This window comes from Isorropodon fossajaponicum endosymbiont JTNG4, assembly GCF_016592615.1.
Classification (GTDB): domain Bacteria; phylum Pseudomonadota; class Gammaproteobacteria; order PS1; family Pseudothioglobaceae; genus Ruthia.
On the sequence record NZ_AP013043.1, the window covers coordinates 710,229 to 728,101 of the forward strand.

The window sequence follows — 17,873 nt, forward strand, 5'->3', positions numbered from 1 at the left end:
TTTCTTATAAATTCTTCATTATAATTTTAATTCTATGTGCATAATCACTATCTGCCTTATTAAATTGTTCAAGCATTTTTTGTTGCACTCCTGTTATTGCTTACGATAGACCTTCAGCAATTGTAGTAGCGAGTTGACTTTTTTGTGACTCATTCATCAATCTAAATAAATCACCTGCTTGCTGGTAATAATCCTGCGTTTCTACAGTATCAAAGCGATTTATCCAAGCATTTTCTTCAACAGGAATTGGTGGTTCTGCAAGTGTTGATTTTGGCACTGGTGCGCCATCGTTAATTTGACTATTGGGATAAAAGCTAACTTTATTGGTTTGAATTTGAGCACCACCTGCTGGACAAATTCCTGCCATTTTTCCATCCCGCTGATAATGATTAACAGGGTATTTCGCTGCATTGACAGGAATTTGGTTGGCATTGACACCCACACGGTAACGATGTGTATCTGGATAGGTCAATAATCTTGCTTGTAACATTTTATCAGGTGATGCGCCAATTCCTGGTATTAAGTTGCCAGGGAAAAAGCAAGCTTGCTCAGTTTCGGCAAAATAATTTTCAACATTACGATTTAATTCTAGTTACCCTACTTCTATCAATGGAAAATCAGCATGTGGCCAAGCTTTGGTTAAATCAAATGGATTGATATGATAATTTTTCACTTCATTCTCGCTCATTATTTGCACTTTAGCTGTCCAACTAGGGTAATTGCCTTTATCAATCGCATTGATTAAATCTTCTTGCGCACCGAATGGACATGCTTTTGCTGCTTCAGCATTGGTTAGATTTTTAATACCTTGATTGGTTTTGAAATGCCATTTAAACCAAACTCGCTCGCCTTTATCGTTCCAAAAACTAAAGGTATGAGAACTAAAGCCATGTATATTTTGATAACTAGCAGGAATACCCCTATCTGACATTAAAATGGTTATTTGGTGTAATGATTGAGGGTGGTTTGCCCAAAATTCATACATTGCTACTGGGTCTGGCATGTTGGTGCGTGGGTTTTTCTTTTGTGAATGGATAAAGTCAGGGAAGTTAATACCATCTCTTAAAAAGAAAACAGGCGTATTGTTGCCCACCATATCGTAGATGCCTTCGTTTGTATAAAATTTTAAAGCAAACCCTCTAGGGTCTCTAGCATAATCACTGGAGTCTTGTCCACCACCCACGGTGGAAAAGTGTGCAAATACTTCTGTTTTTTGTCCAATTTTTTGTAAAAAATTGGCAATGGTTTTATCTTTTAAAGATTTTGTAACCGTAAATGTGTCATAAGCACCTGTACCTCTAGCATGCACCACCCGCTCTGGAATGCGCTCACGATTAAAATGTGCTAACTTTTCAAAAACATAATGATTATCAAAAGTCAAAGCACCTCTCTCACCTACAGTGATACTGTTGTCACCATCCACTATCTGGCTCAATAAACATTTTTTCAATCACACCATTTTTAACTAACATGACGTAGCGCCACGACCTATCACCAAATCCCAAGGTGGTTTTACTGACCAGCATGCCCATCATATTTGTAAATTCACCATTGCCATCAGGCATTATGGTGATATTTTCGGCTTCTTGGTCTTTTTTCCATTCGTTCATTACAAAGGTGTCATTGACTGAAATACAAATAATTTCATCAACACCATTATCTTTAAAAACAGGGGCTAATTCATTAAACCGTGGTAAGTGAGAAGATGAACAAGTGGGTATGTAAGCGCCTGGCAATGCAAAAACAATCACGATTTTATTGTTAAAAATATTGTGCGTATTGACATCTTGCCACTGATGATTGTTTTGGATTTTAAAAGTCATTGACGGGATATTTTTCCCAGTTCTATTTACCAACATAGGCTGTTCTTTGATTAAAAAGTTACCATCTTACGTAACATTAATCATTAAGTAAAACGAATAATATTGATTATAATAATCGATAAAAACGATTATTAATATAATGACGCCTTCTATTAAGAACTTAAACTATTTATTAGCACTTAAACAATATTTGCATTTTTCAAAAGCAGCAAAGGCGTGCTTTGTTAGCCAATCCACTTTAAGTGCAGGCATTAATAAACTAGAACAGGATTTAAATATTAAGTTGGTTGAGAGGGATAGCAAGTCTGTTTTATTTACCCCATTGGGGAAAAAAGTTGTGAAATACAGTGAAAAAGTTATATTTTCAATGCAAGATTTGGTTGCTGTTGCTAATTTAAATTTTTTTGAATCAACCATTACGATTGGTGTAATTCCAACTATTTCAGCTTATTTATTGCCAAAATTTGTCTCTAAAATCAAAGAAAAATATCCCAAACTTAAGATTGTAGTTATTGAAGATGCCAGTCAAAATCTTTTGTTAAAAGTTGAACAATTAAAATTAGATTTTGCAATCTTTGCCTTTCCTTTTGAAGAAAAAACAAATATTATCCAAGTCACTATTTTTAAAGATGATTTGGTTTTGGTTAAACACAAAAACACTCAAAATAATGATTTATTGTTATTGGAGCAGAGGCACTGTTTAAGAAGCCATATTTTAGATAATAGTAATATTGATAAAACCAAAGTATCACAATATGCTTGTGCCAGTTTAGAAACTTTAGTAACCATGGTCAATATGGAAATTGGCGTGAGTTTTTTACCAAAAATTGCCATAGATAGTGGTATTTTAGATAAATATCCAGCACTGGTTGTTGATAAAAAACAAAAAAAATTATCTCGTCATATAGGTATTATTTATCGTAAAAACAACCCAAATCAAGAAAATATTTTAGCATTAAGTTTATTTTTACAATCAAATTCTAAAGATATTTATCAAGATGTTTAATGTAGTCTTTTTCAATCCAATTGGTATCACCTGCAATCATATTATCTGCATGAAAAGTCGGGACTTGGTTGCGAATGCTTAAATAATGGTTAGTCATTATTAGTGGTTGTAATAAGTCATCAATATGCGGAGCATTTTTTAGTACAAAGCCTTTACCCAAATCACTACTTTTCATACTAGAAGTAGTTACAATCATAAATTTATCAGCTGGAACTTGACCGCCTTCGCCATATTCATCTGTGATAATAAATGTTTTTTAATATAAAAGAACTTCACTCAGCCATTTGATCATAGGTGTTGGCATATTAAACCACATAATTGGCGTAATATAAATAATCCAATCTGCCCACAAAAGCTTATCAACTTCTCTATCTACATTTCAAGTGTCTTTAGTTACATCTGAAACTTTAACTTTATGGCCTTTTTTGCTAAGATGGTTATCAGTTAAATAACTTAAAAAACCATTTAGTTGCCTTTTGGCATCAAAAATTGAATAGCCTGCTGTTACTAGTAATATTTTCATTTTCTCTCCTATAAATTAGATAATAAAATCAATTTCAACCGTTATATTTTTTGGATCTTTTAAAAATACTTGTTTGGTATTTGAAGCAGGTATTAAATTTTCATTAAAGTCAATTTTTAGTTTGTTGATATGTTTGATGAAAATTAACCTTAACACCGTCAATAATAGCGTCTTGATCTAAAAAACTAAAGCTGAATATGCCCAATGCTTTAGGATTGGCAACCAATTTTGCAACAATAAGATTGTCATTTTCTCCTGCTTCAATATAGGCACCACTTGAATTCAACTTGCAAATGCAACACATTCCATGGGGAATGTGGCTATGAACAACTACCAACACCTAAGCCCTGAAGAACGGGCATTCATTATGATTGAGTACAACCAAGGAAGGTCTATCCGTTATATCAGCTATTTACTCAATCGTTCACCCTCAACCATATCTAGAGAGATAAAACGTAATCTATCTAATACAATAAACAATTATTGTGCCACCACTGCAGCCAAACGTTATCAAGACAAGCGTCAACTCTGTATAAAGCCACAAAAACTAACACCAGACACTTTAATTGTATAATCAAATCAAAGAGTGGCTGGTTCACAAACAATGGTCACCTGAACAAATATCTGGTGCATTAAAGCACTACTATCCAAGTCAAAAAGATATGCAAATTAGTCATGAAACAATTTACGGATACATTTACACTCTCCCCAAAGGTGAGCTTAAAAAAACTCATGATTCATTCATTACGACGAAGTAAATCTAAACGAGGCGTACGAGGTTCAAAGAGTGGCAGCTACAGTACTATAAAGCCAAAAGAGGATCAACTTATTTGCCACCGACCCAAAGACATTAATGAAAGAATGATTGCAGGACATTGGGAAGGTGATTTAATTACAGGCTCTCAAAACAAACCTTGTGTCGGCACCTTGGTTGAAAGAAAAACTGGTTATTTAATACTGAATAAAATGAAAAGTAAGTCAGCTTTTGATGTACGTCAAGGGTTTGAACAAAAAATGAAAGCGATACCTGAATTCTTACGCCTGTCTATGACCTATGACAGAGGCTCTGAAATGGCACAACACTCTATCTTATCTGATAATTTAAAGATTGATGTTTACTTTGCTGATCCACATGCACCATGGCAAAAAGGGGGTCTAATGAGAATACTAACGGTTTAATCCGTCAATACTTGCCAAAGGGAGTAGATTTATCTCCTTGTAGCCAGAAAGATTTGGATGAAATTGCTTGGTTGCTCAACACTAGACCTAGAAAAAGATTTGACTTTAAAACACCACAGGATATGATGCATAGAGTTTTAACTGAAAAATACTAACTAGTGTTGCATTTGCAAGTTGAATTCAAGAAGTAAGTCATTACTATTATTAGTTTTTAGTGAGAACTCGTTAAACTTAGCCTCTTGCTTGTTCTTTGGTGAATATAGCCAATAACCTGGAAAGGCAAAGGGAGGTTTAAAGCCTTTTTAAGACCAATAACTTCTGTAAAAAACAGCAATAGTATTAATATTTTCACATTTTAGAGCGATGTGGTTAAACCTTATATTCATTTTTTGCTCTCTATTTCTAATAATAAAACCATGTTAGAATTAAAGTATATTATTGCCAAATAGGCACATAATTGGTATATAGTATCATTTAATATACTAAAGGAGATTAAGCCAAATATTACACAAAGAATACTTACCAAGCAATTAAGAGAACTTGAAAGTGATGGCTTAATTCATCGAAAAGTATACAAAGTGGTATCACCTAAAGTCGAGTATAGTCTTACCGGAACAGGGTGAATCACTTAAGGACGCTATTTTTTCGTTAGAAAAATGGGGTAAGAATTACCAAAAACAAAAAAAGCTATAACCCAGCTTTTAAACTCGCTTCAATAAATTGATCTAAATTACCATCTAAAACATCGCCCGTATTGGTGCTTCAACACCGGTGCGTAAATCTTTAATCCTTGATTGGTCAAGCACATAGGATCGAATTTGGTGTCCCCAGCCGATGTCAGATTTGGTGTCTTCTAGGCTTTGTTTTTCAGCATTACGTTTTTGCATTTCTAACTCATAAAGCCTGGATTTTAATTGTTTCATGGCCTGGTCTTTGTTGGCATGTTGTGAGCGACCATTTTGGCATTGCACAACGGTATTGGTGGGTAGGTGGGTGATGCGTACGGCTGATTCGGTTTTATTGACGTGCTGGCCACCGGCACCACTGGCGCGATAAGTGTCAATACGTAAGTCTGATGGGTTGATGTCAATGTCAATATCATCATCCACTTCGGGGGAGATAAACACAGAGCAAAATGAAGTATGGCGTTTGCCATTGGCATTAAAAGGGGATTTTCTAACCAAGCGATGGATGCCAATTTCTGTGCGTAACCAGCCAAATGCGTATTCACCATCAAAGTGAATAGTTGCAGATTTAATGCCAGCCACTTCTCCTGCTGAAGCTTCCATAAGTTTAACTTTAAAATTGTGTTTTTCACCCCAGCGTAAGTACATACGTAGCACCATTTCTGCCCAATCTTGGGCTTCTGTGCCACCTGAGCCAGATTGGATGTCTAAATAAGCAGAGTTGGCATCTAAATCACCACTAAACATACGCTCAAATTCAAGTTTTTCAATAGCAGATTGGGTGGTGTTTAAATCATCAATGACACCACTTGCTGTATCTTCATCATTTTCTGTTTGAGCCATGTTTAACAACTCTTGTGCATCTTCTAAAACAGCATTCACTTGCTCAAAGGTTTGGCAAATTGATGTTAGTTTTGATTTTTCTTGTCCCAAGGCTTGTGCTTGGTCAGGGTTTGCCCAGATGTTTGGGTTCTCCATTTCCAATAAAACCTCTTCTAGGCGAGCTTGTTTTTCTTCTAAACTAATGTGTGTTGATAGAGCAATTGTGCGTTGCTTTAAATCTTGGATTTTTTGATAAGTTGGCGAGAGTTCCATAGCGTTATTTTAGGTAAAAAAAAAGCCCAAAATGGGGCTTTTATAAAAATGATTTAACTTATTTTCTAAGCCCTAGACGAGTAATCAAGTCTGAATAGGCGGTTGTATTAGTGCCTTTAAGATAGGTTAGTAATTTTTTGCGCTGAGAGACTAAATGTAGAAGACCTCTTCTTGAGTGGTGGTCTTTTTTATGAGTTTTAAAATGCTCAGTTAGGTGTTTGATGCGAGCTGTTAATAAGGCAACTTGTACATTGGTTGAACCAGTATCACCAGTTTTGCTCTGATATTCTTTAATAATTGCTTGGGTATCAATCGACATAATAAATCTATAATCAAAAATAATAAAAAGGATGAATTATACGCTAATTGCTTTATTGTTCTTAAAAAAGTTAATAAAAAGATGGCTCATTATTTGGTCTAGTTTTAAAGCGTCTGTGAATCCATAAATATTGTTCTGGTGCTTTTAAAATTTGCTGTTGTAATATTTGGTTGGTTAGTCGTGTATTTTGTTGGGACTTGTCATTAGGATAATCTACCAAAGCAGGAGAAAATTCTAGTGTGTAAGTTGTGTGTTGACGGGTAAAGGACAAGGGGATAACGACCGTATTATCAATGCGAGCTAGTTTTTCTGTGGCTTTTATGGTGGCAGTTTGTATGTTAAAAAAAGGTGAAAACGTGCTGATTTTTGCACCTAAATCTTGGTCGTGTGTGTACCAAATAGGTAGGCCTGATTTTAGGGTTCGGATTAAGGTTCTGGTGTCTTTCGCTTTAATCATAAAACTGCCATATTGGGTGAATATTTTTTGCATTTGATTATCAAATAAGGCGTTATTTTGTGGGCGATAAACATCAGCAAAATCAAAGTTTTGTAGTAGCATTCTACCAGCAAGCATCATGGTTGTAAAATGCCCAACAAGTAAAATGATGTTTTGTTGCTTGTCTAAGGCACTTTGTAAAATCTCAGCACCTTCAATATGGTAGTGTTGCTTGAGTTTTTTGTCGCTTAAATAAAAGCAATTTGCTATTTCAAACAGCCCAATGCCTAGCGCTTCAAAATGTTGTTTAACTAAACGAGTTACTTGGACTTTATTTTTATTAGGAAAGCATTTAGAGATATTCACAAAAGCAATTTTTCTAAATCCACTTAATAGTGGATATAGTATATTGCCGATTGTTTTACCCGTCATTAACTGGGTTTTAAGCGGTAATTTAGAGCCTAGTTTCATCAAGCCCATTAAAGCCCAAGTGGGTATAAATTTAGGATGATAGAACTTTGTTTTTGTCATTAAAATATAATTTTAAATATCTTAAATATTGATTACAGAAAATGCCGTTCGTTAATACAGATTTTAAAGATGATTTGCCTAATCGTGTAGATATTGTTGACATAATTAATCGGCGCGTGCCACTTAAAAAGGCAGGCAAAGATTACAAAGCATGTTGTCCATTTCATCATGAAAAAACCCCATCGTTTAGCGTTTCAGCTGAAAAGCAAATGTATAAATGCTTTGGTTGTGACGAGGGTGGCGGTGTGATTAACTTTGTTATGAAGTTTGATAACCTAGGCTTGGTTGAGGCGATAGAGACCATTGCTGGTGAATCAGGCATCAGCGTGGTATATGATGAAAATGCCAAACCTGTAGATTTAAGATTAGCTCGCTATCGAGACTTAATGCAGCGAGTGGGACAGTTCTATATTCAGCAATTAAAACAATCTCCTGCGAAAGACAAAGCGGTTAATTATGCTAAAAACAGAGGCATTAGTGGCGAAATTGCCAAGCGTTTTGAGCTGGGTTTTGCACCACCTAGTAGTAATTTGCTATCTGAATTTGAACAAAGTGAGCAAAATATTGCTGATTTAAAAGCAATGGGGTTGCTAGGTGATGATCAATACCGCTCAGGACAATATTACGATTTTTTTAAAGATCGTCTTATGTTCCCCATTCATAATGCTAAAGGTAATATTATTGCTTTTGGTGGTCGGGCGTTTGATAACAATGCCAAGGCAAAATATTTAAATTCACCTGAAACGCCTATTTTTTCAAAATCAAAAGAGCTTTATGGCTTGTATCATGCGCGTAAATATTCACGCTCGATTGATTATATACTGGTGGTAGAAGGCTATATGGATGTGGTTGCCCTTCATCAGGCAGGCATATCACAGGTGGTTGCTGCTTTGGGTACAGCAACTACGATAGAACATTTAAATATTTTATCGCGCACAACAAGCACCATTATTTTTTGTTTTGATGGTGATAAGGCAGGAAAAAAAGCCGCTTGGCGGGCGTTAAATATCACTTTGTCAGTGATTAAGGCTGGCATGATTGTTAAATTTTTATTTTTGCCAGATGGTGAAGACCCAGACACTTTGGTTAAAAAAGAATCAAGCAAAGTGTTTGTAAAGCGTATTGAAAATGCACAGTCCCTGAGTCAATTTTTATTTAACCATATTAAGGCAGAGGTAGATTTTTGTACAATTGAAGGCAAAACCTTATTTTTAGAAAAAGTATCAACATTACTAGGAAAAATAAACTATGAAACTTACCAACAGCAGTTGTTAGAAGGGCTGGCAAATGAGGTTAATCAAAGTGTTGAACAGGTTAAATCTATATTAGAGCGACAAGATACACTCGCTCAAACCAATACATTTGATATACCGCAAAATTATGAAGAGCCGCCTATGCCTGATTTCTATGATGGTGATGATAATTATCAAGCATTAATACCAGCACCTACTAAAAGTAGTAATTCATTAATTGATCAAATGATTGGCTTGTTGCTGAATCATCCTTCTATGGTTGATGAAACAGTAGAACTCAGGGTAAGAAAAATTAATGATGCAGATGTGTTGCAAGAGTTGACTAATTCGGCCTTATTGCAAGAAGATATTACTTTGGAATATATGATAAAACCATTCCCTCAGAAAAAACAACAATTGCTTGATTTATACAATAAGAAAAAAGTATTAAAAAATTACGACTATAAAGGTGAGTTTTTGGATGCTTTGTTAAAAATTGAAGAAAAACAAAAAGAGAAAAATGCTTTATTAATCACAAATGAAGCAGAATATACAAAAAGCTTACAGGCAAGAAAAGGTCAACTTAAAAGTTAGTTTTCCATGCTTAATTTGATTGAGGCGTCATTGCTTAAAATATGTCCCATTGCCTCTTTAAATACCATTGCTGCCGAGTTCGACCCTTCACATTTGCTGCGAAGATTAGGATTCCAAGAGGTGTAACATTTTTTAGGATAATCAAGCCTCACTGCCATAATATATTTAGGTTTTTTAACAGGTACAAAGCCGGTAAAGAAAGTACGCTTAGCGCCTTTTTTATTATACGAGCCATTAACCACCATCTCCGCTGTTCCTGTTTTGCCAGCCACATTGTAGCCCTTGATTTGCGCTCGATATCCCGATCCTTGATTTGAGGTGACTGCGCTTAATAACCGGGCAATTTTTATAATAGATTGCTTGTTAAATACTTGGATTGTGTCCTCATAAGTACTGGTGTTTTTAACCAGTTTTAATGGCGGTATTGCCCCTTCATTGGCAAATACCAAATAAGCCCTGGCTAATTGTGCCAGATTAGTCTCCATTGGGCCATGACCAAATGATAAGGTGCGCTTATCACTTAATGCCCATGAGCTAAAGTGTCTCAATGAGCCAGAATTTTCAATGCTTGGTATAAGGCCTAGTTGATGGCCAAATCCTAGCTTGTTCCAAGTGTTGTACATGGCTTCTGGCTTAAGCCTTTCGGAGACATTAACAGTGCCAAGATTATGAGATTTTTGCAATATTTTTTTAATCGTCATTTGCTTATATTTGCCATCTGGTTTGATATGCCCAATGCGTTTTGAAACATCAATTAGTTCATCTTCAGTGGCTGTTATTTGGTTTTTATCTAATGCCAAAAGCATGGTGAATGGTTTCATGGTTGAGCCTGGTTCTACTTTATCAGACAGTACTCTATTGCGATAATGTTCAGCATTGTAAGTGCTATTATCATTTGGATTGTCAGCAGGGTAGTTCACCATGGCCAGTACTTCGCCATTTGGTGCAAGAATAATAGCTGAGCCTGAATCTGCTTCATGCTTTCGAACTGATTTTTTAATGGTTTCGTAAGCATGATACTGAATATCGGCATCAATGGTTAGTACTATATTCTGCCCTTGTTGTCGTTGGGTGATTGTTTTGGAATTGAAATATGCCTCATTAATATTGACTTTAAAATTAGTTAGTGATTGACCATCATGCCCAGCAAGACTGTTTTCAAATTCTCCTTCAATGCCAGAAGTGCCTTTTTTATTGGCATTAACTCGACCTAGTAGTGGTGCTAGCGAGGCAGATTTTGGATAGTATCTTTTTGTATCTTGTTGTAATGCCACACCAGCAATTCTTGCTTTTTTGCATTGCTTAATAAGGGCGTAGGTTGTTTTTGTCTTCTGTAGGTTTAAGGTGTTTAAGGTGCGCTCAATGAAGCTTAATTTATTAGCCATCTTTTTGCGTGTACAGACTGAAATTCTCATTAATTTTAATTGCTTTAATTTGTTAATAATAGGGTCAGTGAGTGTGATATTTTTTTTAATAATTAAATATCTTGAGCCAATTTTTCGTTTTGATGCGAGCAACTTACTAAGCGTTTGGACTTTCATATCTAGCACACGTGCCAATTTGGGAATAAATTCAACCTGAATCAGTGTTGGGTCTAAATTAAGGCGTTTTAACAGCAAATTGCTGGCAAGAATATGTCCATTCCTATCTAGGATATCGCCTCGTTGGGCGATTTTTGTCTCTAAACTAGTGGCTTGATGATAAGCCCTGTCTTGTATTGATAAACCTATGACATTAGATTGTGATATGGAAGTGGTTTGATAAGAAAAAATACCAAAAAGAAATACAAAAAAATACTTAACCGCACCTTGTCTGCGCCAATAATTTTGCACCCGTCCGGGTATCAATACTTTTGAGATGGTTGATATTTTTCCATTCATAATAACAATTCTCTTTGTCTTTTAGGTGCTTGCATTTTTAATATTTTTAGAGCTTTGGCTTTAATTTCACTACCACTGATTGCCTGTGATTGTTTGATTAATAATTGCTTGTGTAGAGCGACTAATTGGTGATTTTGCGTTTCTATACGTTTTGACTGAGTATACAAGAGATACATTTGATGATGCCAAGAGATGGTTAGAATACTCAACACAACCACACCCAGTATTAGCGCAATATTAAGCTTGGTTTTGTTGATATTTAAACGCATTTTAATTTTTGCTTGCCACTCGTAAAATTGCACTACGAGCACGTTTGTTGCTACTAATTTCTGCCTTATTAGCAAAGTGCTTGCCTAAATCTTTCAGGCAAGTTTTTTCAATTTTATAGTCAATAATAGGCAAGCCTTTTGGCAGGGGTTTTTGTCGTGAATTTTTTTGAATAAAACGTTTAACAATACGATCTTCAATCGAATGAAAACTAATAATGGACAGCCTGCCATCCTTGCTTAAAATATCTTTGGATTGTTCCAGTGCATCTTCAAGCTGTTTAAGTTCTTGATTGATAAAGATGCGTATGGCTTGAAAAGTTCGTGTGGCAGGGTGTTTATTTTTTTGCCCCTTTACCACTTCACTAACAATATTGGCAAGTGCTAGAGTGGTTTCTAATGTGTGGTTTTGTTGGTATTTTTTGATTCTAGTAGCAATATGTCGTGATTTTTTTTCATCACTAAATCGATAAATAACATTGGCAATTTCTTTCTCATTGGCTGAGTTTAGCCATTGCGTGGCACTCATGCCTGTGGTTTGGTTCATGCGCATATCTAGTGGGCCATTAGCTTTAAAACTAAAACCACGTTGTGCATTGTCCAGTTGAGGTGATGAGACGCCGAGATCCATCAAAATACCATCAATCTTATCTATTAATCCTTGCTCAGTTATGATACTTAGCATATTGGAAAATGCACTATGGATAAGGGTTAAACGATTATCAGTAAAATTTTTATGGGCGTATTCAATCGCACTGATATCTTGATCAAAGGCAATCAATTTTCCTTGCTCGCCCAATTTATTCAGTATGCCTTGGGCATGACCACCACGACCAAAAGTCGCATCAATATAAATACCATCAGTTTTTATATTAAGCGCCTCAATTGACTCATTAAACATCACAGATTGGTGATGATTAGACATCATAGCGATAATTGGGCAATTTCTATTGGGATTTGGGTTTGTTTGCTGAGTGAGTCAAGATTGTCAAGTTGTTTATGCCAAATATCCTCATCCCATAATTCAAAATTATGCCCCTGGCCACTCATGATAATTTTTTTATCTATATGGGCATAATGTTTAAGTGTTGAAGGAATTAGAATACGCGCTGCCTTGTCCAATTCACAATCAGTGGCATGACCAATGAGTTTGCGTTTTAATCGCTTTGTGTGAATATTTAATGAAGGCAAAACACTAATTTTTTCTTCCAATATTTGCCAATCTTTTAAGGGATATAACAATAAGCATTCATCATCTGGATGAATGCTTAGCACCATCTTGCCTGAACAAATTTCATCAATTTGTGCTTGGTGGCGCGTTGGTATTTTTACCCTTCCCTTAGTATCAACACTTAAATTGTGCACCCCTCTAAACATTAGCGATGTTGCTGATATTTTTGCATATAGGCTATTACACCCAATATTAAAGCCACAATGGTGATAATTAAAAACGGTTTGGCATTGTTTATTTGGCTTTGTTGTGTGCCCATCAGGGCTAAAACACTCAGAGAAAATACAGATAGGAAAACACTAAGCATAAACTTCAATTTAATTTTTTTCATACAAGCACTCCTTTGAATTTAGTTTTAAGGAAAATTTTATACCACTTTTAGACACTTTAGTCCATTTTTATTTAAAACAATTTAAAAATCTAGCTCATAGTGAAAAGTTGTTAGTGATGGTTTTGGTTTGGAATTTTTTGTCTAAGTAAAAAAGTTTAGAAATTTATCCCTTCTTGCAGTGCAATGCTCTAACCTACTTGGACACAAAGATAGCCTTATAATACAAACCATAAGGAGGTCAGTAATGACACAATATAAATCAAGAAAACAACGAGTGACTTTTACCGTTGAACATTCTGTTCAATACCCCCTTGAGGGGGGAACACTAGATTATGCCAAACTCATGGTGCATGAGAATTACACCAATAAAAAAAATCATGATAATATCAGGAGCTTGCTCCTCAGCAGTTAGCAGATGGAGAAAACAATACCTAGCAGAGCTTGGTGGACAAACACCAGAGTCAGGCAAAGCGCTGACTTCTGAACAACAAACAATACAACTGCTTGAGAAACAACTTTGGCGCGCACAAAGGGACAATGAAATCTTAAAAAAGGCAACAGCCTTGTTCGCTGTGGACAATCACCAAGTGATATGATTATCAAGATAAACAAGGCTTGCCAACAATACAATACTAAAGAATTATGAGCATTACTCAAACTTCCTCGCAGTAGTTATTACTATCAAGTCAAAGATAAGCGAGTAAACAACAACACCAACGCTATGATTAAATTAATCAAACAAACTGCTATTGAAGTTGGATACACCTATGGCAAACGCAGAATGCGAGTAGTTTTGAATAACCAAGGTTATAACATTGGTATTTACCAAACTGCAACGCTAATGAAAAAAGCCAATGTAGTTGCCATACGCCCAAGAAAGCGTCATTATTACCCTAATACTAGATTGATGTTTAAAAAGGCAAAAAACCTATTAAATCGTGTGTTTGAGCAGCAATCAATTAATACGCATTGGGTTGGTGATATTACCTATATCAAAACCTATCAAGGTGGGAGTTATTTAGCCAGTGTGTTGGATTTAGGCTCAAGACAAGTTGTTGGTTGGGCATTGTCAAAACAGCCTAATGCTCAGTTGGCAAAGGATGCGCTTAGTAATGCTGTGTCTAGACACCAGCCCAATACAAATAAACACATGTTCCACTCTGATCAAGGGACTCAATACTCTTCTAAAGTTTTTATTGATTATTGCAACAAGAACAACATTACTCAAAGCATGAGCAGGCGAGGTAATTGTTGGGATAATGCGGTCATGGAGCGTTTCTTTAGAAGTCTGAAGACTGAGAGATTAAATTATTAAAGTTTTGCAAATCATAGTGAAGTCGTGCAAAATGTAGATTGAATCCAAGTTTAGAAAAAATGCTTATCAAGCTTTTAAAAGAAATGTTGACATGGGTGCTAGTGATTATCAGCACAGCTATCAGCAAATGATTAAGCGTCTAAATACTGATAAATTAGCCGCTTATACTTTGCCTGCAGAAGCAATACTAAAATACGCTATTCATGCTTTAGAGGCAAAAAATGCCAAAATTCATTATTGTGTTACTTTTCCAACTAAACTATTTGCTGTGCTTAAAAGAATACTACCAGCAAGAATAATGGATAAAATACTAAGCAAAGCGGGCAGTGGAGGAAAAACATAAAATGGCAAAAAAATTTGATTTTAATCAAGGCTTAAGCGATTTAGAAAAAATTGTAAAGACCATGGAATCTGGTGATTTGAGCCTTGAAGATTCGCTTGATTACTTTTCTAAAGGTGTGGCGCTAACCAAGCAATGCCAAAGCGCATTAAATCAAGCAGAACAAAAAATCTCCATGTTAACCGAGCAAGATAATTATACAAACGAAAAGCCATTAAAGGATTTGTAAGATTTTGCATCATGCTAAGTGTCAAATATCGAACCAAGGCTTTTAAGCAATGGATTTTAATATCTACATCACAAGGATTAATGCTAAATTAGACCAACACTTATCACTACAAGGCTCTTTGGCTAAAGCAATGCGCTATAGCGCACTAACTAATGGCAAGCGTTTTAGACCTATTCTTGCCTATTCTGTCGCTAATATTTTTGGCACAAATTTAAATTTAGTTGATTCTAGCAGTTGCGCTGTTGAATTTATTCATGCTTATTCTTTAATTCACGATGATTTACCAGCCATGGATGATGATGATATACGCCACAATCAGCCAGCTTGCCATAAGCGTTTTGGCGAGGATCAAGCAATTTTGGCAGGTGATGGCTTGCAAGCATTAGCATTTGAAGTATTGGTCAATGATGATTTAATTAGTGCTGATATTAAAATTGAGTTGCTGAAGTCTTTGACTCACGCCTCATTTGAAATGGCAGAGGGTCAGGCAATTGATTTATCCATTATTGCAAAGCAAGTGGACATTGCAACACTAGAAACTATGTATCGGAAAAAAACAGGGACACTGCTGAGTTGCGCAGTTAATTTAGGTGCAATCGTCTCCAAAGTGTGCAATAGTAAGGATAGATTTATTCTAAATGCATTCTCTAAAGATATTGGTTTGGCATATCAAATTCAGGATGATGTGCTTGATATTGAAACGCCTGATGTGTTGTTAGGTAAAAAGCAATATTCTGATGAGTGTAAAAATAAACCCACTTATCCGTCTTTATTAGGTTTGGATAAATCAAAAATTACCTATAAGAATTTATACAAAAAAGCCAGTGATGAGCTAGGTTTGTTAAGTGTAGATGCAGCAGAATTACAACAATTAACAGCTAATTTACAAGCAAGATTGTTTTAAAACTGAACCAAAACACTACCCCAACTAAAACCAGCACCAATCCCTTCAAATAATAGATTGTCACTTTTTTTAATGCGACCATCCCTAACTGCTGTATCAAGTGCTAATGGGATAGAAGCAGCAGAAGTGTTGCCATGATTTTCAAGGGTAATAATAACCTTATTCATTGGGATTTTGATACGCTTAGCAACGGCTGATATAATGCGAATATTGGCCTGATGTGGCACCATCCAGTCTAGCTTGTTTGAGTTTAAGTTGGCCTCTTTAAGAGTGTCTTCTGCCAAAGAAGATAAACGGTTAACGGCAATTTTAAAAACTTCATTGCCAGACATTTCAATAAAGCCCACTTCATTAATGTAATTATTACTAACTTGAAGTGAGGATAAGTAACGACCATTACTGAATAGTTTTGAGTGCAAAATACCAGTATCATTATTGCCACTTAACACTACCGCACCCGCACCATCACCAAATAAAACCGCAGTGGAACGGTCACTCCAATTAACAATTCTTGACAAGGTTTCACTACCAACCACTAATACTTTATTGGCAGCGCCAGTTTTGATATATTGCTCAGCTGTGGTTAGTGCAAAGATAAAGCCTGCACAAACGGATTGTAAATCAAATGCAGGACATGAAGCGCCAATTGCGGTTTGTAACATGGTTGCTGTTGCAGGAAAAATTTTATCAGGTGTGGTGGTTGCTAGAATAATCAAGTCTAAATCTTTAGCATTAATACCAGCCATCTCAAGTGCATGATTGGCTGCTTTTTCGGCTAAATCACAAGTTGTTTCATTAGTAACTTTATGCCTTTGTTTAATGCCTGTACGTGTGGTAATCCACTCATTTGTTGTATCAATGGTTTTTGATAAATCATCGTTGGTGACAATAGTGGGTGGTAGGTAACTACCCGTACCAATGATTCTTGCAAATTTATTCATTGTGTTCTAATTCTTTTGAAATTTGAAATGATATTTTGTCGCTGATTTTAGCATGAGCTTCAACATAGGCCTCAGTAATTGCTGCTAAAAATGAATCAACATTTGCACCGCCATGACTTTTAACAACAATGCCTTGAAGTCCTAACAAAGAGGCGCCATTATACTTACCAGGATTTAGGCTAGATTTAAAATCTTTAAGTACAGGAGTTGCGATTAAGGCAACTAGTTTGGTTAACAGGTTTCGAGTAAATGCTTGTTTCAGGTAGTGTCTCATCATTAAGGCTACACCTTCACTGGCTTTTAGTGCAATATTACCCTCAAAACCATCGCAAACAATTAAATCTACTGTACCTTTGTAAATATCATCCCCTTCGACAAATCCTACATAATTCAGGCTAGAGGCTTTTAATAATTCGGCAGTTTTTTTGATTTTTTCACTACCTTTCATGTCCTCTTCACCAATATTAAGAAGAGCAATAGTGGGTGATGCAATATTCTCTGTATGTTTGACGGCAATTGAGCCCATTGTTGCAAACTCAACCAAAGCTTTAGGTTTTGAATCAACATTGGCACCTAGATCAAGCATGTGCGTATGTCCAGTCATGGTTGGCATACGACCCATGATAGCAGGGCGGTCAATACCTTTGATGGTTCTTAGTACAAAGCGAGAAATGGCCATAAGTGCACCAGTATTGCCTGCACTAACACAGGCATTTACCTTAAGTATTTTGACTAGGTTAATTGCAACGCGCATAGAAGAATCTTTCTTTTTACGTAATGCAATTGCTGGGGATTCGTTCATTAACACAACCTCACTTGCGTGAATAATTGTATATCTTGAACTGGGTATATTTGATGGCTGGCTGTCTAATTCAGCTTTGATGCTAGACTCATCACCCACAAAATACAAATGCAAATCTTGAAATACGCCTAATGCTTTAATGCCTGCTTTAATAGTAACAGGTATGCCATAATCCCCCCCTGAGGCATCAATTGATACCTTTATTGTCAT

At 35.9% G+C, this 17,873-nt stretch carries 20 protein-coding genes and 6 pseudogenes; 10 read left to right on the forward strand and 16 right to left on the reverse strand.

Features of this window, described 5'->3' with window-relative positions; genetic code table 11:
- Positions 1 to 4: 4 nt before the first annotated feature.
- Positions 5 to 1,450, reverse strand: a pseudogene (locus tag CVFO_RS04240) (catalase).
- A pseudogene (locus tag CVFO_RS04245) lies at positions 1,425 to 1,859 on the reverse strand (peroxiredoxin); the annotation flags it as partial. The pseudogenes CVFO_RS04240 and CVFO_RS04245, both read right to left, overlap by 26 nt.
- Positions 1,860 to 1,962: 103 nt before the next feature.
- On the opposite strand from CVFO_RS04245, the gene CVFO_RS04250 reads away from it, so the two are divergent.
- Complete coding sequence (locus tag CVFO_RS04250) at positions 1,963 to 2,829, forward strand: LysR substrate-binding domain-containing protein (protein WP_201340309.1); 867 nt, start codon at positions 1,963 to 1,965, stop codon at positions 2,827 to 2,829.
- Here the strand turns inward: CVFO_RS04250 and CVFO_RS04255 are convergent.
- The 4 genes and pseudogenes from CVFO_RS04255 to CVFO_RS04270 all read right to left on the reverse strand — a co-directional run.
- On the reverse strand, positions 2,804 to 3,025 hold the full coding sequence (locus CVFO_RS04255; RefSeq protein WP_201340310.1) for a hypothetical protein: 222 nt from the start codon (positions 3,023 to 3,025) through the stop codon (positions 2,804 to 2,806). The two genes, CVFO_RS04250 and CVFO_RS04255, sit on opposite strands and share 26 nt — an antisense overlap.
- Positions 3,026 to 3,085: 60 nt before the next feature.
- A pseudogene (locus CVFO_RS09440) lies at positions 3,086 to 3,193 on the reverse strand (NAD(P)H-dependent oxidoreductase); the annotation flags it as partial.
- 15 nt (positions 3,194 to 3,208) lie between these two features.
- Positions 3,209 to 3,352, reverse strand: a complete 144-nt coding sequence (locus CVFO_RS04265) for a hypothetical protein (protein WP_201340312.1) — start codon at positions 3,350 to 3,352, stop codon at positions 3,209 to 3,211.
- 142 nt (positions 3,353 to 3,494) lie between these two features.
- Positions 3,495 to 3,638 (reverse strand): annotated as a pseudogene (locus tag CVFO_RS04270) (phosphate ABC transporter substrate-binding protein); the annotation flags it as partial.
- A 36-nt stretch (positions 3,639 to 3,674) separates the two neighbouring features.
- Here CVFO_RS04270 and CVFO_RS09445 point away from each other — a divergent pair.
- Positions 3,675 to 4,686, forward strand: a pseudogene (locus CVFO_RS09445) (IS30 family transposase).
- Positions 4,687 to 5,046: 360 nt separating this feature from the next.
- A complete protein-coding gene (locus tag CVFO_RS09450; protein WP_425352126.1) occupies positions 5,047 to 5,154 on the forward strand; it encodes a winged helix-turn-helix transcriptional regulator in 108 nt (35 codons plus the stop codon).
- 64 nt (positions 5,155 to 5,218) lie between these two features.
- Here the strand turns inward: CVFO_RS09450 and prfB are convergent.
- The 3 genes from prfB to CVFO_RS04295 form a co-directional block, all read right to left on the reverse strand.
- A protein-coding gene (gene prfB / locus CVFO_RS04285) for a peptide chain release factor 2 (protein WP_201340313.1) occupies positions 5,219 to 6,312 on the reverse strand; the annotation gives its coding sequence in 2 pieces (ribosomal slippage) (positions 5,219 to 5,292 and positions 5,292 to 6,312; 1,095 coding nt in all).
- Between the two features lie 58 nt (positions 6,313 to 6,370).
- A complete protein-coding gene (gene rpsO / locus CVFO_RS04290; RefSeq protein ID WP_201340314.1) occupies positions 6,371 to 6,631 on the reverse strand; it encodes a 30S ribosomal protein S15 in 261 nt (86 codons plus the stop codon).
- A gap of 70 nt (positions 6,632 to 6,701) precedes the next feature.
- Positions 6,702 to 7,598, reverse strand: coding sequence for a lysophospholipid acyltransferase family protein (locus tag CVFO_RS04295; RefSeq protein ID WP_201340315.1), 897 nt, complete (start codon positions 7,596 to 7,598; stop codon positions 6,702 to 6,704).
- A gap of 41 nt (positions 7,599 to 7,639) precedes the next feature.
- Between CVFO_RS04295 and dnaG the strand changes: the two genes are divergently transcribed.
- A complete protein-coding gene (gene dnaG, locus CVFO_RS04300) occupies positions 7,640 to 9,424 on the forward strand; it encodes a DNA primase (protein WP_201340317.1) in 1,785 nt (594 codons plus the stop codon).
- Here dnaG and CVFO_RS04305 read toward each other — a convergent pair.
- From CVFO_RS04305 to CVFO_RS04325, 5 genes are read right to left on the reverse strand one after another with little or no spacing between them, the layout of a single operon-like run.
- Positions 9,421 to 11,304, reverse strand: coding sequence for a peptidoglycan D,D-transpeptidase FtsI family protein (locus CVFO_RS04305; RefSeq protein ID WP_201340318.1), 1,884 nt, complete (start codon positions 11,302 to 11,304; stop codon positions 9,421 to 9,423). The genes dnaG and CVFO_RS04305 overlap by 4 nt on opposite strands.
- Complete coding sequence (locus CVFO_RS04310) at positions 11,301 to 11,573, reverse strand: cell division protein FtsL (protein ID WP_201340325.1); 273 nt, start codon at positions 11,571 to 11,573, stop codon at positions 11,301 to 11,303. The genes CVFO_RS04305 and CVFO_RS04310 overlap by 4 nt, the downstream gene beginning before the upstream one ends.
- Before the next feature lies 1 nt (position 11,574).
- Positions 11,575 to 12,498, reverse strand: a complete 924-nt coding sequence (rsmH, locus tag CVFO_RS04315; RefSeq protein WP_201340326.1) for a 16S rRNA (cytosine(1402)-N(4))-methyltransferase RsmH — start codon at positions 12,496 to 12,498, stop codon at positions 11,575 to 11,577.
- Positions 12,495 to 12,947: a division/cell wall cluster transcriptional repressor MraZ gene (mraZ, locus tag CVFO_RS04320; protein WP_201340338.1), complete on the reverse strand. Its 453-nt coding sequence runs from the start codon at positions 12,945 to 12,947 to the stop codon at positions 12,495 to 12,497. The genes rsmH and mraZ overlap by 4 nt, the downstream gene beginning before the upstream one ends.
- Positions 12,947 to 13,132 carry a hypothetical protein gene (locus CVFO_RS04325; RefSeq protein WP_201340340.1) on the reverse strand — a complete coding sequence of 62 codons (186 nt, stop codon included), beginning with the start codon at positions 13,130 to 13,132 and terminating at the stop codon, positions 12,947 to 12,949. The genes mraZ and CVFO_RS04325 overlap by 1 nt, the downstream gene beginning before the upstream one ends.
- Before the next feature lie 244 nt (positions 13,133 to 13,376).
- Between CVFO_RS04325 and CVFO_RS09455 the strand changes: the two genes are divergently transcribed.
- The 6 genes and pseudogenes from CVFO_RS09455 to CVFO_RS04340 all read left to right on the forward strand — a co-directional run bounded on the left by CVFO_RS09455 (position 13,377) and on the right by CVFO_RS04340 (position 15,920).
- Positions 13,377 to 13,544, forward strand: coding sequence for a hypothetical protein (locus tag CVFO_RS09455; protein ID WP_201339518.1), 168 nt, complete (start codon positions 13,377 to 13,379; stop codon positions 13,542 to 13,544).
- Positions 13,483 to 13,728 (forward strand): transposase, encoded by a 246-nt coding sequence (locus CVFO_RS09460; protein WP_201338905.1) that lies wholly within the window; start codon positions 13,483 to 13,485, stop codon positions 13,726 to 13,728. Before CVFO_RS09455 ends, CVFO_RS09460 begins: the two co-directional genes overlap by 62 nt.
- 65 nt (positions 13,729 to 13,793) lie before the next feature.
- Positions 13,794 to 14,447, forward strand: a pseudogene (locus tag CVFO_RS09465) (IS3 family transposase); the annotation flags it as partial.
- A 91-nt stretch (positions 14,448 to 14,538) separates the two neighbouring features.
- A complete protein-coding gene (locus tag CVFO_RS09470; RefSeq protein ID WP_425352091.1) occupies positions 14,539 to 14,790 on the forward strand; it encodes a Rossmann-fold NAD(P)-binding domain-containing protein in 252 nt (83 codons plus the stop codon).
- 1 nt (position 14,791) lies between these two features.
- Positions 14,792 to 15,016 (forward strand): exodeoxyribonuclease VII small subunit, encoded by a 225-nt coding sequence (locus CVFO_RS04335; protein ID WP_201338857.1) that lies wholly within the window; start codon positions 14,792 to 14,794, stop codon positions 15,014 to 15,016.
- Between the two features lie 49 nt (positions 15,017 to 15,065).
- Positions 15,066 to 15,920, forward strand: a complete 855-nt coding sequence (locus tag CVFO_RS04340) for a polyprenyl synthetase family protein (RefSeq protein ID WP_201338858.1) — start codon at positions 15,066 to 15,068, stop codon at positions 15,918 to 15,920.
- Here CVFO_RS04340 and CVFO_RS04345 read toward each other — a convergent pair.
- Together CVFO_RS04345 and plsX are read right to left on the reverse strand one after the other, a co-directional pair.
- Entirely contained in the window at positions 15,917 to 16,861 is a 945-nt protein-coding gene (locus CVFO_RS04345; protein WP_201338859.1) for a beta-ketoacyl-ACP synthase III, read from the reverse strand. The genes CVFO_RS04340 and CVFO_RS04345 overlap by 4 nt on opposite strands.
- On the reverse strand, positions 16,854 to 17,873 hold the full coding sequence (gene plsX, locus CVFO_RS04350; protein ID WP_201338860.1) for a phosphate acyltransferase PlsX: 1,020 nt from the start codon (positions 17,871 to 17,873) through the stop codon (positions 16,854 to 16,856). The genes CVFO_RS04345 and plsX overlap by 8 nt, the downstream gene beginning before the upstream one ends.